Genomic DNA, 16,367 nt, shown 5'->3' with positions numbered 1-16,367 from the left:
AATTTGAAGTGACGGCTCGAGTATGCTGCGTTTAGGGGCGCTGGCGCTATACACTGGCACGAATGTATGCTGCCGCAGTTCCTACGCGCCTTCACCCCTTCGATCTTGCACTGATCGTCGTCTACCTGATCGGTATCACATTGTTTGGTCTGCGCTTTCGGAGTGGCAAAGATCCGAACACGAGATCACTCCGGAGATACTTTCTTGCGGATCAAACAATTCCCTGGTGGGCAATTGCGTTGTCTATCGTCTCGGCGGAGACCAGCACGCTAACGATCATCAGTATTCCCGGCGTGGCGTTCGCCGGGGACTTTGGGTTCTTGCAGATCGTGATCGGCTACATGCTGGGCCGCGTGGTGGTGGCGCTCATCTTTCTGCCGAAGTATTTTGAAGGCCGGATGCTGACGGCGTATCAGTTGATCGATCAGCGCTTCGGACACACGTTGCACAAGGTCACCGCAGGGTTGTTCCTGTTGACACGGGCGGCGGCTGAAGGGGTGCGGGTGTTCGCCGTGAGCATCGTGATTGGGATCGCCATCGGGACGCGCGATGTGCTGTCGATCGGGATCATTTCGGCTCTTACGTTGCTCTATACGTTTGAAGGTGGAATGGCGGCGGTGATCTGGACCGATGTGGTGCAGATGGCTATCTATGTCGGCGGTACGATGGTTGCGATTTTTACGCTGGGGACACATGTGCCTGGGGGATGGTCGCATATTCACGAAGTTGCGGCGGCCGCGGGAAAGTTTCGGCTGTTCCACTTCGCGCTCAACCTGACACAGAGCTACACGTTTTGGGCGGGAGTGCTGGGGGGAACGTTCCTGACGATGGCCTCTCATGGCACGGACCAGTTGATGGTGCAGCGAATGTTGGCAGCGCGGAACCTGCGTGAGTCAAGGTTGGCGTTACTTTCGAGCGGCGTTGTGATCTTTATGCAGTTCACGCTTTTCCTGCTGATCGGTGTGGGACTCTATGTTTTCTATGGGCTGCATCCGACGGTGTTCGCTTCGGCGGACCGAATCTTCCCAACGTTTATTGTGCGCGAGATGCCGATCGGGATCGCCGGGCTGTTGGTCGCTGCGATTCTCGCTGCGGCGATGTCAAATCTAAGTGCGGCGCTGAATTCCCTTTCTTCCACGACTGTGGTGGATTTTTATATGCACTGGAGGCCAGAGGCGGATGAACGCGAACGGATGATGATCTCGCGCTCGAGCACGGTGGTGTGGGCGCTGGTGTTGTTTGGAGTGGCTGTGTATAGCGTATTCGCTGGGGGTAAGGGCCACGTGGTAGAGGTTGGGTTGTCGATTGCTTCGGTAGCTTATGGTGCTTTACTGGGTGTGTTTCTACTAGGGACGCTGACCCGCTACGCAACGCAGACGGGGGCGATTCTTGGAATGATCTGTGGGTTTGGGCTGAACCTTTTGCTTTGGCTCTCTCCGGGTGTGATCAAGGTTGGGCCGATCACGATTCCGCATATTGCGTTCACCTGGTATGTGCTGATCGGATCGGTCGTTACGTTTGTGGTGGGGTCCCTCGGCAGTCTTTTGTTCCCTGGGCATCGAGCTGACAAGTCGCCGCAAAAGACTGCTGCGAAGGTCGTTATTTTATTGTTATTCGCTGCTCCTTTTTTTCTCTCATCACGCGACATTGCTGCGGAGACTCAAACGGACTCTCATGAGAGCTACGATTTCAGTGCGGTTTCTACGCTGTTGAATGAGGCGATAAGCACTAAGAAGCTTCCGGGTGCAGTGGTGCTTGTCAATCACGACGGGAAGACTGTCTTTGAAAAGTCGTACGGGAATCGCGCGCTTGAACCCACTGTGGAACCGATGACGGAAGATACCGTCTTCGATATGGCGTCGCTGACGAAGTGCCTGGTTACGGCTACGGCAGTGATGCAGCTTTATGAGGCTCATAAGCTTCAGTTCGACGATCCAGTGGCGAAGTATCTGCCCGAGTTTGCGGCAAATGGGAAGCAGGCGGTTACGATTCGGGAGTTGCTGACGCACTACTCGGGTTTGCCAGAAGATCTTGACCTGAAGGATGCGTGGGGACTTGTCGCTCCTGATAAAGCGGAGGGTGTGCAACGGGCGATGAGCGCCTCCTTGGAGTCTCTGCCGGGCACGCATTTCAAATATTCTGATATCAACTACATCACGCTTGGCGTGCTGGTGGAAAGAATCAGCGGACAAGCTTTGAACGAGTATGCGCAGGAAAAGATATTCAATCCATTGGGGATGACGCACACTCGTTATCTGCCGTTTCTGAGCGCGTGCGGGGTCAAGGAGCTTCACGGATCAGCCGTGTCTGTTCCCTCTCCGTTGCCGGTCGCGACGAATGTTTCTTGCAAGTCTGATGGCTCTCCGGGGAGTCGAGGTGGGTGGGTTCCTGGTGTTTGGATTACCAATATCGCGCCAACCGCGTATGACAATGAAGGATCGGCACTCACGAATCCGGACTACGACAGATTGCTTCGTGGAACAGTGCACGACCCGACTACACGAAGAATGGGTGGAGTTGCCGGACACGCGGGGGTGTTTTCTACAGCGGGAGATATTGCGTTGTTTGCTCAGGCGCTGCTCGATCGATTAGCGGGAAGACAAAGCAGTTTTCCGTTGGATCAGGCGACGCTCAAGTTGATGACGGAGCCGGAACAACCCGCTGGCGCGGTTTCAGGGGCGACGATCTTTACTGCAGATGGCAAGACAACGACCGGAGTGGCAGCACGGGGATTCGGGTGGGATATTAACTCGGCGTTTTCGCGGCCGCGCGGTGAGGTCTTTCCAATTGGGAGCTTCGGGCATACGGGATTTACCGGGACTTCCCTATGGATGGATCCAGGGAGCGACAGCTTCGTGGTTATTTTGTCGAATGCAATTCATCCTCGTGGAGCGCCACCTATTTCGGTGTTGCGAGGGCAAGTAGCAACTGCTGCCGCTCGCGCGCTGCGAGTTGGCGCTGAGCACACGACCGCGGTTGTTGACTCTCAGACACTGACGGGAGTGGATGTGCTGGAGGCCACTCACTTCGAAGCCCTAGCGCAGGCTGCAAAGCGTCATGGCAATCATCTGAGGCTGGGGTTGCTGACGAACCAAACCGGACTCGATCGTGAGGGTCGAAGGACTATCGATATTGTGCAACACAGTCTTCCTGAGGTTGAACTGAAGACGTTGTTCTCGCCTGAGCATGGCCTTCTCGGGACAAAAGACATTGTCAAGATCGGTAACGATGTGGACCCTGCGACGAATCTTCCTATCCTGAGTCTTTATGGCGCAAAACCTGAACAGCGCCATCCGAGCATGGAGTCTCTGAAGGATCTCGATGCCGTGGTGATCGACCTGCAAGATGTCGGCGTTCGGTTCTATACGTATGAGGCACTCGTCGGATATTTTCTGGAGGCCGCGGCGCAGGCGCACATCGAGATTATTCTGCTCGATCGGCCGAATCCCAACGGTGGTATAGCTGTGCAGGGACCCGTGTCTGATGCTGGAGCGGAATCTTACAACAACTACATGCCGATGCCCGTTCGCAATGGAATGACGCTTGGAGAACTTGCCCTCTACTTCAACAGCGAACGACGAATTCCCAGCGCAACTTCGAACAACATCCTGGTACCTATCCATGCCCAGCTGACTGTTGTGCCGATGCAAAATTGGTCAAGAGAACAATATTTTGATGAAACGGGGCTGAAGTGGACAAATCCAAGTCCAAGTCTTCGAACTCCGGCGGCCGCTACTCTGTACCCTGCGGTGGGCCTGACTGAAATGACTAACATCTCAGTCGGTCGTGGAACAGACAAGCCGTACGAGCATATTGGAGCACCGTACATTAATGCGTCGGAGCTTGCTGCATACCTAACCGGGCGCAAAATTCTCGGCGTGAGCTTTGTGCCGACGAGTTTTGCCGTTGCGGAGGATTCCAACCACTACCCCTCGCATGGGAAGACGATCCCTGGAGTCGCGTTCACCATAACAGACCGACGCGCATTCAATTCCCCGGAGATGGGGATTGAACTGCTTAGCGCGCTCCACCATCTTTATCCCGAGTTTCAGTTGACCAAAGCCGCATATTTGGTCACGAATGTGGATACGATGCAGGCGCTGACGAATATGGACGATCCACGTAAGATCGCGGCCGGATGGGAGAAGGACCTGAGCGCTTTTGAGCACCGGCGCGAAGCTTACCTGCTCTACAAGTAGCCTGGGCGTGGCCCAAACTGTGTACGTTCCCTCTATTCGAGGAAGCGATATTTATGGTTTCTTCGCTTTATTTCCGTCACAATAGTGGGACGAAGTGTAAAGAAGGATTCGCCGATGCCCCGCATTAACTTTCAATTGCAACTTGCAGCTCTCAAAGACAAGCTTCTCGCCATGGCGGCGCTCTCGCAGCAGGCTCTTTCGTTGTCGTTGGAGGCCTATCTGACTGGGGATATGAGTCTTTGCGACCACGTGAAGGAGATTGAAGCGGCGATTAATACGGCTGAACGTGACGTAGATGAGATGGCTTACGACCTGCTCGCCAAAGAACAACCGATGGCGATCGATCTCCGCTTCATACTGTCAGTGATCAAGATCAACGGCGATCTGGAGCGGATTGGGGACCAAGCCACCAATATCGCTTCGAGAACTCAATACCTGCATGAGTCGCCGAAGATCTCTCTGCCGATCGATATTCCGGATATGGGCGAGAAGGTTGGGGTCATGATTCGACGCGCAATTCAATCGCTGCTGGAGGCCGACGCCAAGCTGGCAGAGTCTGTACTTGCGATGGACGATGAGATCGACGACATGAATCGCGATGTTCAGAACGAGCTGATTGAGGTAATGCAGCAACACCCGGTGGTTAGCGGACAGGCACTGAATGCGATCATCATCTCGCGTAACCTGGAGCGAGCAGCGGACCACGCCACCAATATTGCCGAGGACGTGATCTTCTGGGTTCGCGGCTCCGATGTGCGGCACAAGCTCTCGCTCGCTGAGGCAGACTGAGTTTTCGGGTCGTGGGATGACGTTACGGCGAGCGACCTAAAAGCGATTTTTAGAGCTGACAGGACTTCTCGGCCTTGACGTGCGCTTCTCGTGCAACTAACCTCAGAGTATGGTGAGTACGTCTCCACGAATGTCACTGGCTTGTCGCGCGTGTTGTCACAACTGCGTGCGTCGTTGCCTTTGCTCATGTCGTGGACTTACCCAATAAGTCTCGATTCTCTCAGCAAAGTCAACAGCGCCCACTGACACACAGTGGGCTTTCTTGTTTCTATCGCAGACCAAAGGATACTCATCATGGGCACCCCCATCGCTTCCCCCGTAAAAGAGACCAAAGCACAGAAGTCCGAGCGTTTGAAGCTGGCAAAAAATCCGTGGGAGGCATGGGAGGAAGTTCGGCAATTTGCCCGGGATGGACGTGAGTCCGTACTTCCGGAGTGGGCTGGGCTCTACTTCAAATGGTGGGGCATTTATACGCAAGGGGATGGCGTCGGAGCCACCGGAGGTGTCGGCGGCGAGGGGAAGGCCACCGAATACTTCATGATGCGTATCGGCCTGCCAAACGGCATCCTCAACAGTTCACAGTTGCGCGTCATAGCTGATCTTACAAAGCAGTACGCTCGAAATCTTGCAGACATCACGACGCGGCAAAATATACAGCTGCACTGGCTGACGATTGATGCGTTGCCCAGGGTGGTCGATGCATTGACCGCCGTGGGACTGAGCCCGAAGGGCGCATGTGGGGATGTAGTTCGCAACGTGACAGGCTGCCCACTGGCAGGAATTGATGGGCATGAGCTCATCGATGCTTCTCCGCTGGCCGTAGAGATCGCACACAAGCTGACGGCGAATCCTGATTTTTATAACCTGCCGAGAAAGTTCAAAATCTCTGTTACCGGTTGCCCTTCGTGGTGCACCTATCCAGAGATTAATGATCTTGCACTGACCGCAATCAAGCGGGTTGTCGATGGCAAGGAGGAGATCGGCTATACGTTGCGCGTGGGCGGAGGTCTTTCGACAGAGCCCCACCTTGCGGTACGTATCCCCGCATTCATCCGGCAGGATCAGGCATATGCGGCTGTGCATGCCGCTGCCGAGGTATTTCGCGAGCAGCAGGAGCTTCGTGAAAACCGCGCCAGGGCTCGCATTAAGTATCTCTTTATGCGTCACGGCTGGACGGCGGAGTCCTTTCTCGAAGCGATCGAAGCTAAGCTTGGGTACAGATTGGATCCAAGTCCTGTCAGCGAAGATGTGGTTCCTGACGATATCTATCGCGATCATATTGGCGTCGCGCCGCAGAAACAGCTTGGATTGTCTTCGGTGGGCGCCAGTGTTCTGCGTGGACGCATCTCAGGTGAGCAGCTTCATCAATTGGCCGAACTGGCTGAACAGTATGGCAGCGGTGAGTTGCGCACGACGATCATGCAGAATATTCTCATCGCGAACGTGCCACACGCGAAGACCGCGGATCTGGTTGTGGCGCTCAATGGGATGGGATTGCAGGTGGATGTTTCAGCTTTCTGGCGCGGGGCGATCGCCTGCACCGGAACTGAGTTTTGCAAGCTGGCGATTGCAGAGACGAAGAGCTTTTCGAAGTGGTTGGTCAGTGAAATGGAAGAGCGACTTCCGGCGTTCGATCAGCAGATCAAATTACACGTAACAGGTTGCACCAATAGCTGCGGACAGCATTGGATCGCTGACATCGGCCTCGAGGGCAAGAAGTTAAAAAAAGACGGGAAGACTGTAGACGCCTTCTATTTTTGCGTGGGGGGGGCGGTGGGTAGGTTTGCACGAACGGCCCGTCCGCTGGGCTATCGAGCCGCCGCAGACGATGTACCGGACGCAATTGAGCGGCTGTTGCGGGGTTATCTCGCAGCGCGTCAACCGGAAGAAGACCTGCGTGCCTACTTCGCTCGCATGGATGACGATAGTCTACGCGCTCAGCTTGCAGGTACAGTTGTCGAGCCAGTCGACCGCGATGCTCCGCCGGTTGGCGCTGGCCGTTTTGCGCCGGGAGAGTAACCTAGTTCGATGGATCTCTTTCCTATTTTTCTTAAAATTGCAGCGCGGCCATGTGTTGTCGTTGGAGCCGGGAATTTGGCCGAAGCGAAGATCGATTCGCTGTTGGCTGCTCACGCTAAAGTAACGGTCATTGCACCGAAAGCGCGTCCTCGCGTTGCGGACATGGCCGCTGCAGGTGAGATCGAATGGCTAAAGAGGGAGTATGCTGCGGGCGACTTGACGGCACAGTTCCTGGTGGTTGCAGCGACCGATAATCCTGTGGTGAACCGAGCCATTTTCAAAGAGGCGACCGAGAAAAACATCCTCTGCAATGCGGTTGACGACCCGCCGTTTTGCGATTTTTACTTCCCTTCTGTAGTGCGGCGCGGAGATCTGCAAATCGCCATTTCGACTGCGGGAGCAAGTCCGGCGCTAGCCCAGAGGTTGCGCAAAGAGATCAACGCGCAACTGCCGCTTGACGTTGGTGATTGGCTGACGGACTTAGGCAACCTGAGGCGTGAGGTAACGCAGATTGAGCCGCTCAATGAAGAGCGTAAGTGGCTACTTCATCAACTGGCGCAACGCGAAGTGTGTGGATACGAGTCCTGCCCGTCTCGCCTGCTTGCCCGCGAACATGCTTTAAAGAATCCGCTCCCCGAGAAGAAATCGTGAACGCTGCTGCCCAGCCTGGAACTGTCTACTTAGCAGGTGCAGGTCCCGGCGATCCTAACCTGCTTACGCTCCGAGTACTTCGGTTGCTTGAGACCGCCGATTTGATCCTACCGGACGATCTGGTATCCGCTGAAATTCTCTCGCTCGCCCACGTCGGTGCAGAGATAATTCCAGTGGGGAAGCGCTGTGGGCAGCCGCGTATTACGCAAGCCGAGATCCACGTTCTTATGCTGGAGGCTGCACAGGCGGGTAGGTCCGTGCTTCGGCTGAAGTCCGGCGATCCCCTGATCTTTGGGCGGGCTGGCGAGGAGATTGGGGCCTTGCGGGAAGCGAAAATCCCATTCGAAATCGTCCCAGGGATTACGACGGCGTTTGCTGCGGCAGCAAGACTAAAAACTCCGTTAACAGATCGCAGCGCAGCTTCGAAATTGATTCTCGCGACGGCTCATCATGCGGCGGAGAAGGTGGATCTGAAGCCGAAGTGGACGGGGGCCCTCCCTGAGGAGGCCACGCTGGTGATCTACATGCCAGGCCGTAAATTTCGTACGCTCGCCCAGGACCTAATTTCTTCCGGGATCTCGGGCGAGACGCCCTGTGTTGCGATTAGCAAGGCGACCGCGGCTGATGAGCACGTTTACATTTCGACTCTAGACGAACTCGACGATGAAGCTGTTGGTCCTGCTCCCGTGATCCTGCTGATCGGACATGCCATTCAAGTGCCAGACCAAGGTTCTGGTAGCTAGAAGGCCGGCTAAACTTTGAATCTGCGGCGAATCGCGCCTGCTGCGCCCACCATTCCAGTCAGCACCAGAACATAGCTGGAAGGTTCCGGAACAACCGAGATTGGCGGCGGAGGTCCGCTAGGAGAACCTGGTCCGCTGGGAGAACCCGGACCACTAGGAGAACCTGGTCCGCTAGGAGAACCCGGACCGCTGGGAGAACCTGGACCGCTGGGAGAACCTGGTCCACTGGGAGAACCGGGACCACTGGGAGAACCGGGGGTGCCAGGAGGTGCGGTCACTCCTTTTCCTGGTCCACCGGGGGCCGCACCACCGCCACCACCGTAGCCCGGGTTGTAGACAGATGGGCCGCCTGGAGTCTCGGGTGAGACGTCCCCATAGGAAGGAGGAGGCGGTACGTCGTTTAAGGCGACCATTTCGCCTAGATCGACCGGCTGGAGATCCAGACCATCCTCAAGAGGGAGCGCGGAGTGGAACGGACCTGGGGTTTCCTCTGCCACGAGAGGCTCATCGCCGCCACCATCGGGCAGAACACCGCAAGCCAAGTTGATGTGGTGGAGCGTTTGCGGGCGGGTCATGCGAGGGCCCCTTGCGACAGCGGGCACCAGCTTCGGCTTAGCCGGGGTCATCTTGTGCTGAGCGTACAGCTTGGCGCGGCGCTTCGCTGCAGCTATGCGCTGGACCTGGCGGGAGTGTGCGAGTTCACGGCGGTACGCGACAAACCATCGCTCGCAATCGGTCGACGCGCTGATGCACGATGCCGATGCGCCTACAAAGATCACCAAGAGCAGAAGATACACAAAGCGACGCATAATTCACCTTAGGAGATTTCGTCCTTCTAATAATCACTGGACGAACGTAAACGTTGATGCAATCAGTGGACCAAATCAGATTGCAACTGAACCTGCCAAACATTGCAGTATTCGGGTAAAAACTTTACGCGATTGGGAATATATTACCCTGCATTGGCGAATTGTTTTCCCTTTTCCTCTCATTCTGTTTACCAATGTGGGAATCTCGGCTGGAATCTGGATGATCTCCACCGCAATTCTTTGCAGGCCGACCACCAAATTAGGACTCAGCACAACATTTTCTTCGGTTTTGCGTTCTTATAATCAGGACGCCGGGCCCTCCCAAGGAACGGGTTCTGTAGAGCCACTGACGCCTGACGGCGTACTGGGCTTTGCTCAGGAGATTTGAAAATGCGCTTTCTACGCTATCTCGCTTTATTCGCCATCCTGATCGTTCCGGCGGCACCTTATTCTCATGCCCAGGTGTCGGTGGGCGTCGGCATTGGTGGCCCCGTCTACGGTGGCTACGGCTATGCTGCTCCCGCCTGCTCTTACGGGTACTATGGCTACTACCCTTATGCCTGCGCACCTTACGGCTACTACGGACCGTCTTGGTTTAGCGGCGGTCTCTTTATTGGTGCCGGCCCCTGGTACCGTGGCGGCTACTATGGTTACCGCGGCGGCTGGGGCTATGGATACCGTGGCGGATACGGCTACCGTGGCGGCGTAGGCTATGGCTATCGTGGTGGCTATGGATACCGGGGCGGCTACGCCGGTGGGTATCACGGCGGCTATGGTGGCGGATACCGGGGAGCGTCTGTTGGCGGCGGATACCACGGCGGCGGTGGCGGTGGCGGATACCACGGCGGTGGTGGTGGTGGCGGATTCCACGGTGGTGGCGGCGGCGGTGGATTCCACGGTGGTGGCGGCGGTCACGGCGGTGGCGGACACCGGTAACTGTTCGTCGGTTGACCTATGAAAATGGCTGCTGGCTTTGTGCCAGCAGCTATTTTTCTTTAATACGACATACCAGAAACTCAGACTCCAGCCTTCCTAGGCCAGTCGGCTTTCGGCCTGCTTGGTGGCTTCGTAGATCTGGTCGAATGACTCGACGGCGTAGAGCACGGGTTGCATCTCGCTGGTCTGGAACTCCTGGTCGAGGACCGAGTCGAGGTTGAAGTCTTTCACTTCGCAGCCGCCGGCGAGAACCCGGGTACATTCGCCATGGGAGGAGATGAGGCCGCTGCCGTAGACCTTGATCTCGCCGTTCTGGCGGATAAGGCCGAACTCGACGGTGAACCAGAAGAGGCGGCCCATGCGCTCAAGCGCTACCGGATCGGTGAGGCGGGCGCAGATCTTTCCGTAACTTTCAAGGAAGTCGGCGAAGACGGGGTGGGCGTGCATGGGGACGTGGCCGAAGACATCGTGGAAGATGTCCGGCTCCGGGGTGTACTCCATCGAGTCGCGCGAGCGGAGCCAGGTGGTGGTGGGAAACATGCGGGCGGCGAGCATCTCGAAGAAGGCATCGGCAGGGAGGAAGCCGCTGACGGGGGTGGATTGCCAGCCAGTGCGCGGTTGGAGGAGGGCGCTGACCTCGGAGAGATTGGGAAGCTGATCTTCGCGGAGGCCGATCTGCTGGAAGCCGTCAAGATACTCCTGGCAGGCGTGCTCACGAAGCTGGGGCATGCGGCGGGTGACGAGTTCGCTCCAGATGGCGTGCTGCTCCGGGGTGTAGTCTGCCCAAGTTTGTTCGATCAGATAGGGCGCGGCCACGTTCAATTTGCCCTGTGCCAGATTCAGCGGTGAGGTTGCGATTCCCATGGGTTGTGTACTCGGCTCCTTGTGGTCCTTGTGCCAGCAGAAGGATACATCTTTATCACGACGATTGTGTCAGTTTGGGTACCCGGGGTCCCCCCCAGGGGGGCGGTATTTTGCGCGCAAATTACTTATTTTCAGGAGCTTACAACGTACACATCACTGCAAATTATTCATTTTAAATGGCTTGCGGCTAAAATACTTGTTTTCAATGCGTTGACGGTATTTCTGTTTCGTACTTGCATGAAAAAACCCGGCCTTCGCCGGGTTTTTCTTTATCTCTTGAGTATAGCTGGCGGCGGTGAACTCGTGCGCCGCGTGTATCTGCTCGTTTGTTATGGAGTTAGGCGGCTTTTGGGCTTGACAGACCAAATTATCCGCCTCCGGGCGGATGTCTGTTGGGGCGGGTGCGAAAGTCAGACGTCGGGTGAGTTGCGCGACTAAGCAGGAACGTAGGTTAACCGAATCACATCCTCGCCAATTCGGTCGCTGGAAACAAGGCGGAGTGGCGGGCGGGGGCCGGTGAAGAATGGCGTGCCGCGACCAAGTACGACGGGGTGGAGGTAGAGTCGATACTCATCAATGAGACCAAGGTTGGTTAGGCTTCCTGCTAAGTCTGGTCCGGCAACTTCAATCTCTCCAACTTGCTGTGCCTTCAGCCCACGAATCACCGCCTCGATATCATCCTCGACAATCGTGGCGTTGGGCCCGACCGACTTCAACGTGCGCGACACAACCCACTTCGGCTGGCTCCGCCACACCCCCGCGAACTCGTGTTCCTCCGTGTCCCAGTCCGCATCTTCTTTGTCCCAATAACGCATGACCTCGTACATGCGGCGACCGTACACACTGCCCGTCAGGTCGCGCGCATGCTCCATGAAGTGACGAGAGACCGCCGGGCTTGGCCTACCAATTGCCAGATGGTCGACGTAGCCATCCAAGGACTGGTTCAATGCGTAAACGAGCTTTGCCATGGTGCAAAACCTCCGCCCAGAGTCTTCAGAAATTTTCGTTTCGTGAGCCGACTTTTATGGTGCAAATCCTTCCTCATCGCGCGGCGACCTTTTGCCGTCGCTGCTCGCTCTTGTTCATCATTTCACTCATATCGAAAGTTGGATGTATCTCGAATAACGACCCATACTTCAGACTGGGATGCCGCGACATGAGTTGAATGGCATGATTCATGTCCCGCGCCTCAAGCACGAGAATTCCGCCAAGCTGTTCCTTGGTTTCCGCATAGGGACCGTCAGTCGTCGCGACTTTCCCATCCTTCCAATGCAAGGTCAATGCAGTTTCTTGAGGCTGAAGAGCTTCTCCACCAACAAAGTGCCCATTGGCGCGCAGATAGTCGTCGTACTCAAAACATTCGTCGAACATGGCGTTTCGCTCGTCCTCGGTCATGCTCGCGTGTTTTGCCGGCTCGTAGTATCCCAGACAGATGTATTTCATTGAACCTCTCCTTTGTTGGTCAGCGGCGCAACCTTGCACGCTGGGTCATTCACCTTATAGTCGTCGGGCCCAGGGAAAATCGACAGCGGAGCCGGTTTTTAATTTCAATTTCGCGCAGCCGCCCCGCGAGGAAACAGCGCCTCCGAGTCCACCCGAGCCAAGGCGAGCGCCTTCTCATACTGCAGGCTATCCGGAATCAGTCACCAGGTCTCCTGATGGATATTCGGGTTGGATGCGGTTATCATTTCAGCCGGTCTGAGTTCGGCAAAACCAGGGATCGGCAAATTTAGGATCTGCAAAATTAGGGAGGTCACATGAATAAGAGACTCTGTTGTGTGCTCGTCGCATCGATGGTCACCTGCGTTGCTGTAGTCGCACAGACGCCAGCGACCGCATCGCCTAATCCGATCACAGCCAGCGAAAAAGGGTTTTACGGAGTGGTCAGCGGTGAAGTCATTGCTGGAGCCGAGAAGATGCCGGAAGAAAACTACTCTTTCAAGCCAACGCCGGATGTTCGCAGTTTTGGCCAATTGGTCGGCCACCTGGCCGATGCGCAGTACCTCTTTTGCTCGACGGCTCTCGGCGAACCGGATCCCGTGAAAGCAATCGAAAAAACCAAGACCTCGAAGGCAGACCTTGTGGCAGCGCTGAAGGAAGGCGTGGCTTACTGCAACAAGGCGTTTGCCGGTATGACTGACGCGCAGGGCAGCCAGATGGTGAAGATGATGAACTTCGATGTGGCCAAGCTTTCTGTCCTTTCCATCAACACCGCACACACCGATGAACACTACGGGAACATGGTCACCTATTTACGTTTGAAAGGCATCGTTCCCCCAAGCAGCGAAAAACAGGCTAATCAGGGACAGAAGTAAGATCGCGTGGGTTCACTTGAAGACTTTTGCGAGGCTCCCTTGTTACTTTGTCAGGAGTCGAGGCAGCATGTCGCCATAGCCCCAGATTGCTGTGCCGGCAATGCCGGTTGCATAGCCAAAGTACAACACCAGTTGATAGAAATGGGGCGGTTCCAGGACTAGCTCGATTTCGCGTTGCACTGTTGCGAGGCCTTGTTTCAGCGCAATCGCGAGCTTTCGCTGCAAGAACCCGCCGAGCCTGAAACAAGCGGCCGTGCCCACCAAACACATGACTGACCCTGACCGACTAAACCAGTCGGTTCCTGTCTTCCTCGATAGATAGTAGGAGAATGCCGCGAAGAGCCAAGAGCATGCCAGGATGACACACATCGCCACGCAGATTCGGTCCAGCTCCTTGAATAGCGACTCCGACGTGATTTGTTTCGCGTTCATTTGGTCTCCTTGCTGACCGAACGCCATATATTCAGGCCAGATCCATGGGACACGCAAGAACTCTGCGCCCCGTTTAGGTGATGCGTTTTTTGGGGTTGGGAGTAGAGAGCTAAAGAGCCGGATCGCGAGAGTCAACTACATTTTTGCGCGGAGAGGCTGCGAAGGCTCCGTGTGAGGCGCCATCCCGTTGTCCCCATCGACGAGGTACTTCTTGAGCAGCTCATGGTGGAGACAGTAGAGAGCCAGTTCGAGACGATCGGAGACGCCGAGCTTGTCGTAGACCTTGCGCAGGTAGTTCTTGATGACCTGCTCGGTGGTGCCGATCTGGTAGGCGATCTCTTTGTTGCGCATGCCGCGGGTGATGCAGCTGATGATGGCCAGCTCCTTTTTGGAGAGCTTGGGCTGGACTTTGGGGTCAGTGAGGCTGGTGGCCTGGGAGCGGTAAGCCTCGATGACCCAGCTGATGGACTGGTTGTCGATCCAGGTCTCGCCCTCGGCGATCTTGCGGACGCATTTGACGAGCAGGTCAGGGGAGATGGAGCGAGGCACGACTCCGCGAACGCCGCGACGGTAGAGCTCGACGGTGTTGGCTTCGTCGGTCTCGGTGACCTGGACGATGAGCTTGGCTTCGGGCGCCTGGCGGACGAGCTCGGGCACGGCATCGATGGTGCCGGAGATGAGCTGGCCCTCGAGGAGAACGACGTCGGTGGGGTAGCGTTGCAGGGCGGCGTAGAGGTTCTGGAGCGTTTCCACCTGGGCGACGACGCGGATGTCGTCTTCGAGCGCAAAGACCTTCTTCATTCCGACGCGATAGATCGCTTGCGAATCTGCGAGGATTACGCGAACGCCGGCAGTATGAGTGGAATCCTCTTCCGGGGCCTCTTCGTTGCTACGGATTGGGTCAAAGTTGACTACTGTCATAGATCAAGCCTTTAAAGAATATTCGTCGATCACTGCAGCGGCTTTTTTCGTTCCATTCTGCAGATAGTGGCGTACGACGCGGCCAATGCAGTGTATGGTGACATCGTTCGTTGTGCCCATGACGGCTGCGGGCATCGCTATCGTGAACTCAATTCTGCTGTCTACCCGCGGCAGGTTGTCACTCACAAAGAGGAGCCCATTGGCAGAGATGTTCTCGGTCATCGCTTCCAATTCACCCTGCTCGGTTTGAATCCGAATAGGGAGCCTCATTGGAAAACGTACCGCCGTGCGAACTGGATTCTCCCCATTTGGCATTTGCCACTGAGCCACTCGTCCTCCTCCGTGCCTGAACTGCGGATATGACATAAAACACCCGAAAAACTGCCAATGACTGACACAGTGGAGTTTACCCCAGCTTTCCCTCTGCGACAGTTTTTTTATGAATGCATTGTTATTCCAATGGGCACAGCGCGGCGGAACTGCCTACCCAGAGCTGGTTGCGATTGTGGTCGACCCCCATCATCAAACCACGGCCGAGGCGGACCAGGGCGATGGCCGGCTGGAGCGTTTCGCCGTCGGGCCAGAGGTACATGATGCGGATTTCGGCCTGGGTGGGGCCATGGGGAGTGTCGATGACGGGCTCAAAGGAGACACGCTGCTGGAGGAGGTAGAGGTGGCGGTCGGCGACGGGGATGGCGTCGAGGTCGTCGTCGGTGGGGGCGAAGTGGATTCCCTTCCCTGCGAAGGAGTAGAGCGGCTTGAGAAGGAGCTTTTCGCGGTGTTCGGGAAGACCGGAGAGACTGCGGTTGGCGTACCAGTCGTCGAGGAAGACGGCTTTGGGGACGGAGGGATGGTCCAGGTAAGGGAGGGAGAACTTGCTGATGCGGAAGTACCAGTTGGGGTGGCCGGCCCATTCGACGTCGAGCTCGTCGCGGTAGCCGAAGGGGAGCTGGATGTTTTTGCGCTCCAGTTCGTCGACGATGGCGCGGTTGTAGATGCGGTGGATTGGGATCTCGCGGCCATCGCGGAGGTAGAAGAGGCGGTTGCCGTGTTTTATGAGCCTGGTGATGTCGACGGTCGCGATGCCTAGCTTGTCCTCGTAGATGTTGAAGTCGGGGAGGGTTTTTTGGTGGGCGGGGTCGATTTCGAGGAGGATTACGTTCTCGGGGGCGTGGTTGTTGAGGATGACTTTGGCGAGGAGCTGCCAGTAGGTTTGCTCGTTGAGGCCGCCGAGGTGCCAGGTCAGCCCGGGATCGAGGTTGTAGGCTTCGATGTACTGGGGGGCGAGGGTGTCCTGATAGCCGAAGATGGAGGGGAAGGCCTGGAGTTCGACGAGCTTTGGGCTAAGGGTGCCGTCGGGATTGCGGACGAGGCCGAAATCTACGGTCATGAAGTTGGGCTGGGGGTTTTCGTTGGGCATGCGGTAGTGCGCGGGGACGCACTGCTCGGAGGCCTGCATGTAGGCGGGGTTGTCGAGGAGCTGGTGGGTGAGTGCGGCGCCGGTTTGGGTGAGTGCGCCGATGAGGGATTTGGGGAAGAAGCAGGGTGTTTCGGCAACGCGAAATTCGATGTCGGTGCGGCAGCGGCGGCTGAGACGGGCAAGGAGGTCTTCGTATTTGGCTGGGGTGAAGTGGGCGTTGAACCGATCGCGATAGGGCTGCAGCATGGGAGCTAGTGTAGTCGCTGTTG

General features: G+C 56.5%; 15 protein-coding genes. 7 read left to right on the top strand and 8 right to left on the bottom strand.

Going from position 1 to position 16,367, the window contains the following annotated elements; translation table 11 throughout:
- Positions 1–62 precede the first annotated feature (62 nt).
- The 5 genes from HDF14_RS23490 to cobA all read left to right on the top strand — a co-directional run bounded on the left by HDF14_RS23490 (position 63) and on the right by cobA (position 8,401).
- Complete coding sequence (locus tag HDF14_RS23490; RefSeq protein ID WP_183981192.1) at positions 63–4,199, top strand: sodium:solute symporter family transporter; 4,137 nt, start codon at positions 63–65, stop codon at positions 4,197–4,199.
- 114 nt (positions 4,200–4,313) lie between these two features.
- Positions 4,314–4,988 (top strand): phosphate signaling complex protein PhoU, encoded by a 675-nt coding sequence (gene phoU / locus HDF14_RS23485; RefSeq protein ID WP_183981191.1) that lies wholly within the window; start codon positions 4,314–4,316, stop codon positions 4,986–4,988.
- 294 nt (positions 4,989–5,282) lie between these two features.
- Positions 5,283–7,007: a nitrite/sulfite reductase gene (locus HDF14_RS23480; protein WP_183981190.1), complete on the top strand. Its 1,725-nt coding sequence runs from the start codon at positions 5,283–5,285 to the stop codon at positions 7,005–7,007.
- Between the two features lie 9 nt (positions 7,008–7,016).
- The gene (locus tag HDF14_RS23475; RefSeq protein WP_183981189.1) at positions 7,017–7,658 is read left to right on the top strand and encodes a precorrin-2 dehydrogenase/sirohydrochlorin ferrochelatase family protein; all 642 of its coding nucleotides are present in this window, start codon (positions 7,017–7,019) and stop codon (positions 7,656–7,658) included.
- Positions 7,655–8,401 (top strand): uroporphyrinogen-III C-methyltransferase, encoded by a 747-nt coding sequence (cobA, locus tag HDF14_RS23470; RefSeq protein ID WP_183981188.1) that lies wholly within the window; start codon positions 7,655–7,657, stop codon positions 8,399–8,401. The genes HDF14_RS23475 and cobA overlap by 4 nt, the downstream gene beginning before the upstream one ends.
- Before the next feature lie 8 nt (positions 8,402–8,409).
- Here the strand turns inward: cobA and HDF14_RS26180 are convergent, their stop codons facing one another.
- Positions 8,410–9,210, bottom strand: a complete 801-nt coding sequence (locus tag HDF14_RS26180) for a PEP-CTERM sorting domain-containing protein (RefSeq protein WP_260698531.1) — start codon at positions 9,208–9,210, stop codon at positions 8,410–8,412.
- Between the two features lie 390 nt (positions 9,211–9,600).
- On the opposite strand from HDF14_RS26180, the gene HDF14_RS23460 reads away from it, so the two are divergent.
- The gene (locus HDF14_RS23460) at positions 9,601–10,146 is read left to right on the top strand and encodes a hypothetical protein (RefSeq protein WP_183981187.1); all 546 of its coding nucleotides are present in this window, start codon (positions 9,601–9,603) and stop codon (positions 10,144–10,146) included.
- Between the two features lie 96 nt (positions 10,147–10,242).
- Here HDF14_RS23460 and HDF14_RS23455 read toward each other — a convergent pair whose 3' ends face one another.
- The 3 genes from HDF14_RS23455 to HDF14_RS23445 all read right to left on the bottom strand — a co-directional run bounded on the left by HDF14_RS23455 (position 10,243) and on the right by HDF14_RS23445 (position 12,453).
- The gene (locus HDF14_RS23455; RefSeq protein WP_183981186.1) at positions 10,243–11,010 is read right to left on the bottom strand and encodes a phenylalanine 4-monooxygenase; all 768 of its coding nucleotides are present in this window, start codon (positions 11,008–11,010) and stop codon (positions 10,243–10,245) included.
- 434 nt (positions 11,011–11,444) lie between these two features.
- Entirely contained in the window at positions 11,445–11,978 is a 534-nt protein-coding gene (locus tag HDF14_RS23450) for a dihydrofolate reductase family protein (RefSeq protein ID WP_183981185.1), read from the bottom strand.
- Between the two features lie 73 nt (positions 11,979–12,051).
- Positions 12,052–12,453, bottom strand: a complete 402-nt coding sequence (locus HDF14_RS23445) for a YciI family protein (RefSeq protein ID WP_183981184.1) — start codon at positions 12,451–12,453, stop codon at positions 12,052–12,054.
- Positions 12,454–12,788: 335 nt separating this feature from the next.
- Here HDF14_RS23445 and HDF14_RS23440 point away from each other — a divergent pair, with 335 nt between their 5' ends.
- Positions 12,789–13,325: a DinB family protein gene (locus HDF14_RS23440; RefSeq protein WP_221304846.1), complete on the top strand. Its 537-nt coding sequence runs from the start codon at positions 12,789–12,791 to the stop codon at positions 13,323–13,325.
- Between the two features lie 42 nt (positions 13,326–13,367).
- On the opposite strand, the gene HDF14_RS23435 is transcribed toward HDF14_RS23440, so the two are convergent.
- From HDF14_RS23435 to HDF14_RS23420, 4 genes are all read right to left on the bottom strand, one after another.
- Complete coding sequence (locus HDF14_RS23435; RefSeq protein WP_183981183.1) at positions 13,368–13,757, bottom strand: hypothetical protein; 390 nt, start codon at positions 13,755–13,757, stop codon at positions 13,368–13,370.
- 135 nt (positions 13,758–13,892) lie between these two features.
- Positions 13,893–14,678 (bottom strand): response regulator transcription factor, encoded by a 786-nt coding sequence (locus HDF14_RS23430; protein WP_183981182.1) that lies wholly within the window; start codon positions 14,676–14,678, stop codon positions 13,893–13,895.
- A 3-nt stretch (positions 14,679–14,681) separates the two neighbouring features.
- Positions 14,682–15,008 (bottom strand): PilZ domain-containing protein, encoded by a 327-nt coding sequence (locus HDF14_RS23425; protein ID WP_313899676.1) that lies wholly within the window; start codon positions 15,006–15,008, stop codon positions 14,682–14,684.
- 121 nt (positions 15,009–15,129) lie between these two features.
- Complete coding sequence (locus HDF14_RS23420) at positions 15,130–16,344, bottom strand: hypothetical protein (RefSeq protein ID WP_183981181.1); 1,215 nt, start codon at positions 16,342–16,344, stop codon at positions 15,130–15,132.
- Positions 16,345–16,367 lie beyond the last annotated feature (23 nt).

This window comes from Tunturiibacter gelidiferens (genome assembly GCF_014201335.1).
GTDB classification, from domain to species: domain Bacteria; phylum Acidobacteriota; class Terriglobia; order Terriglobales; family Acidobacteriaceae; genus Edaphobacter; species Edaphobacter lichenicola_E.
The sequence above is the reverse complement of the archived record's forward strand: the minus strand, read 5'-3'. Positions and strand labels throughout refer to the sequence as shown.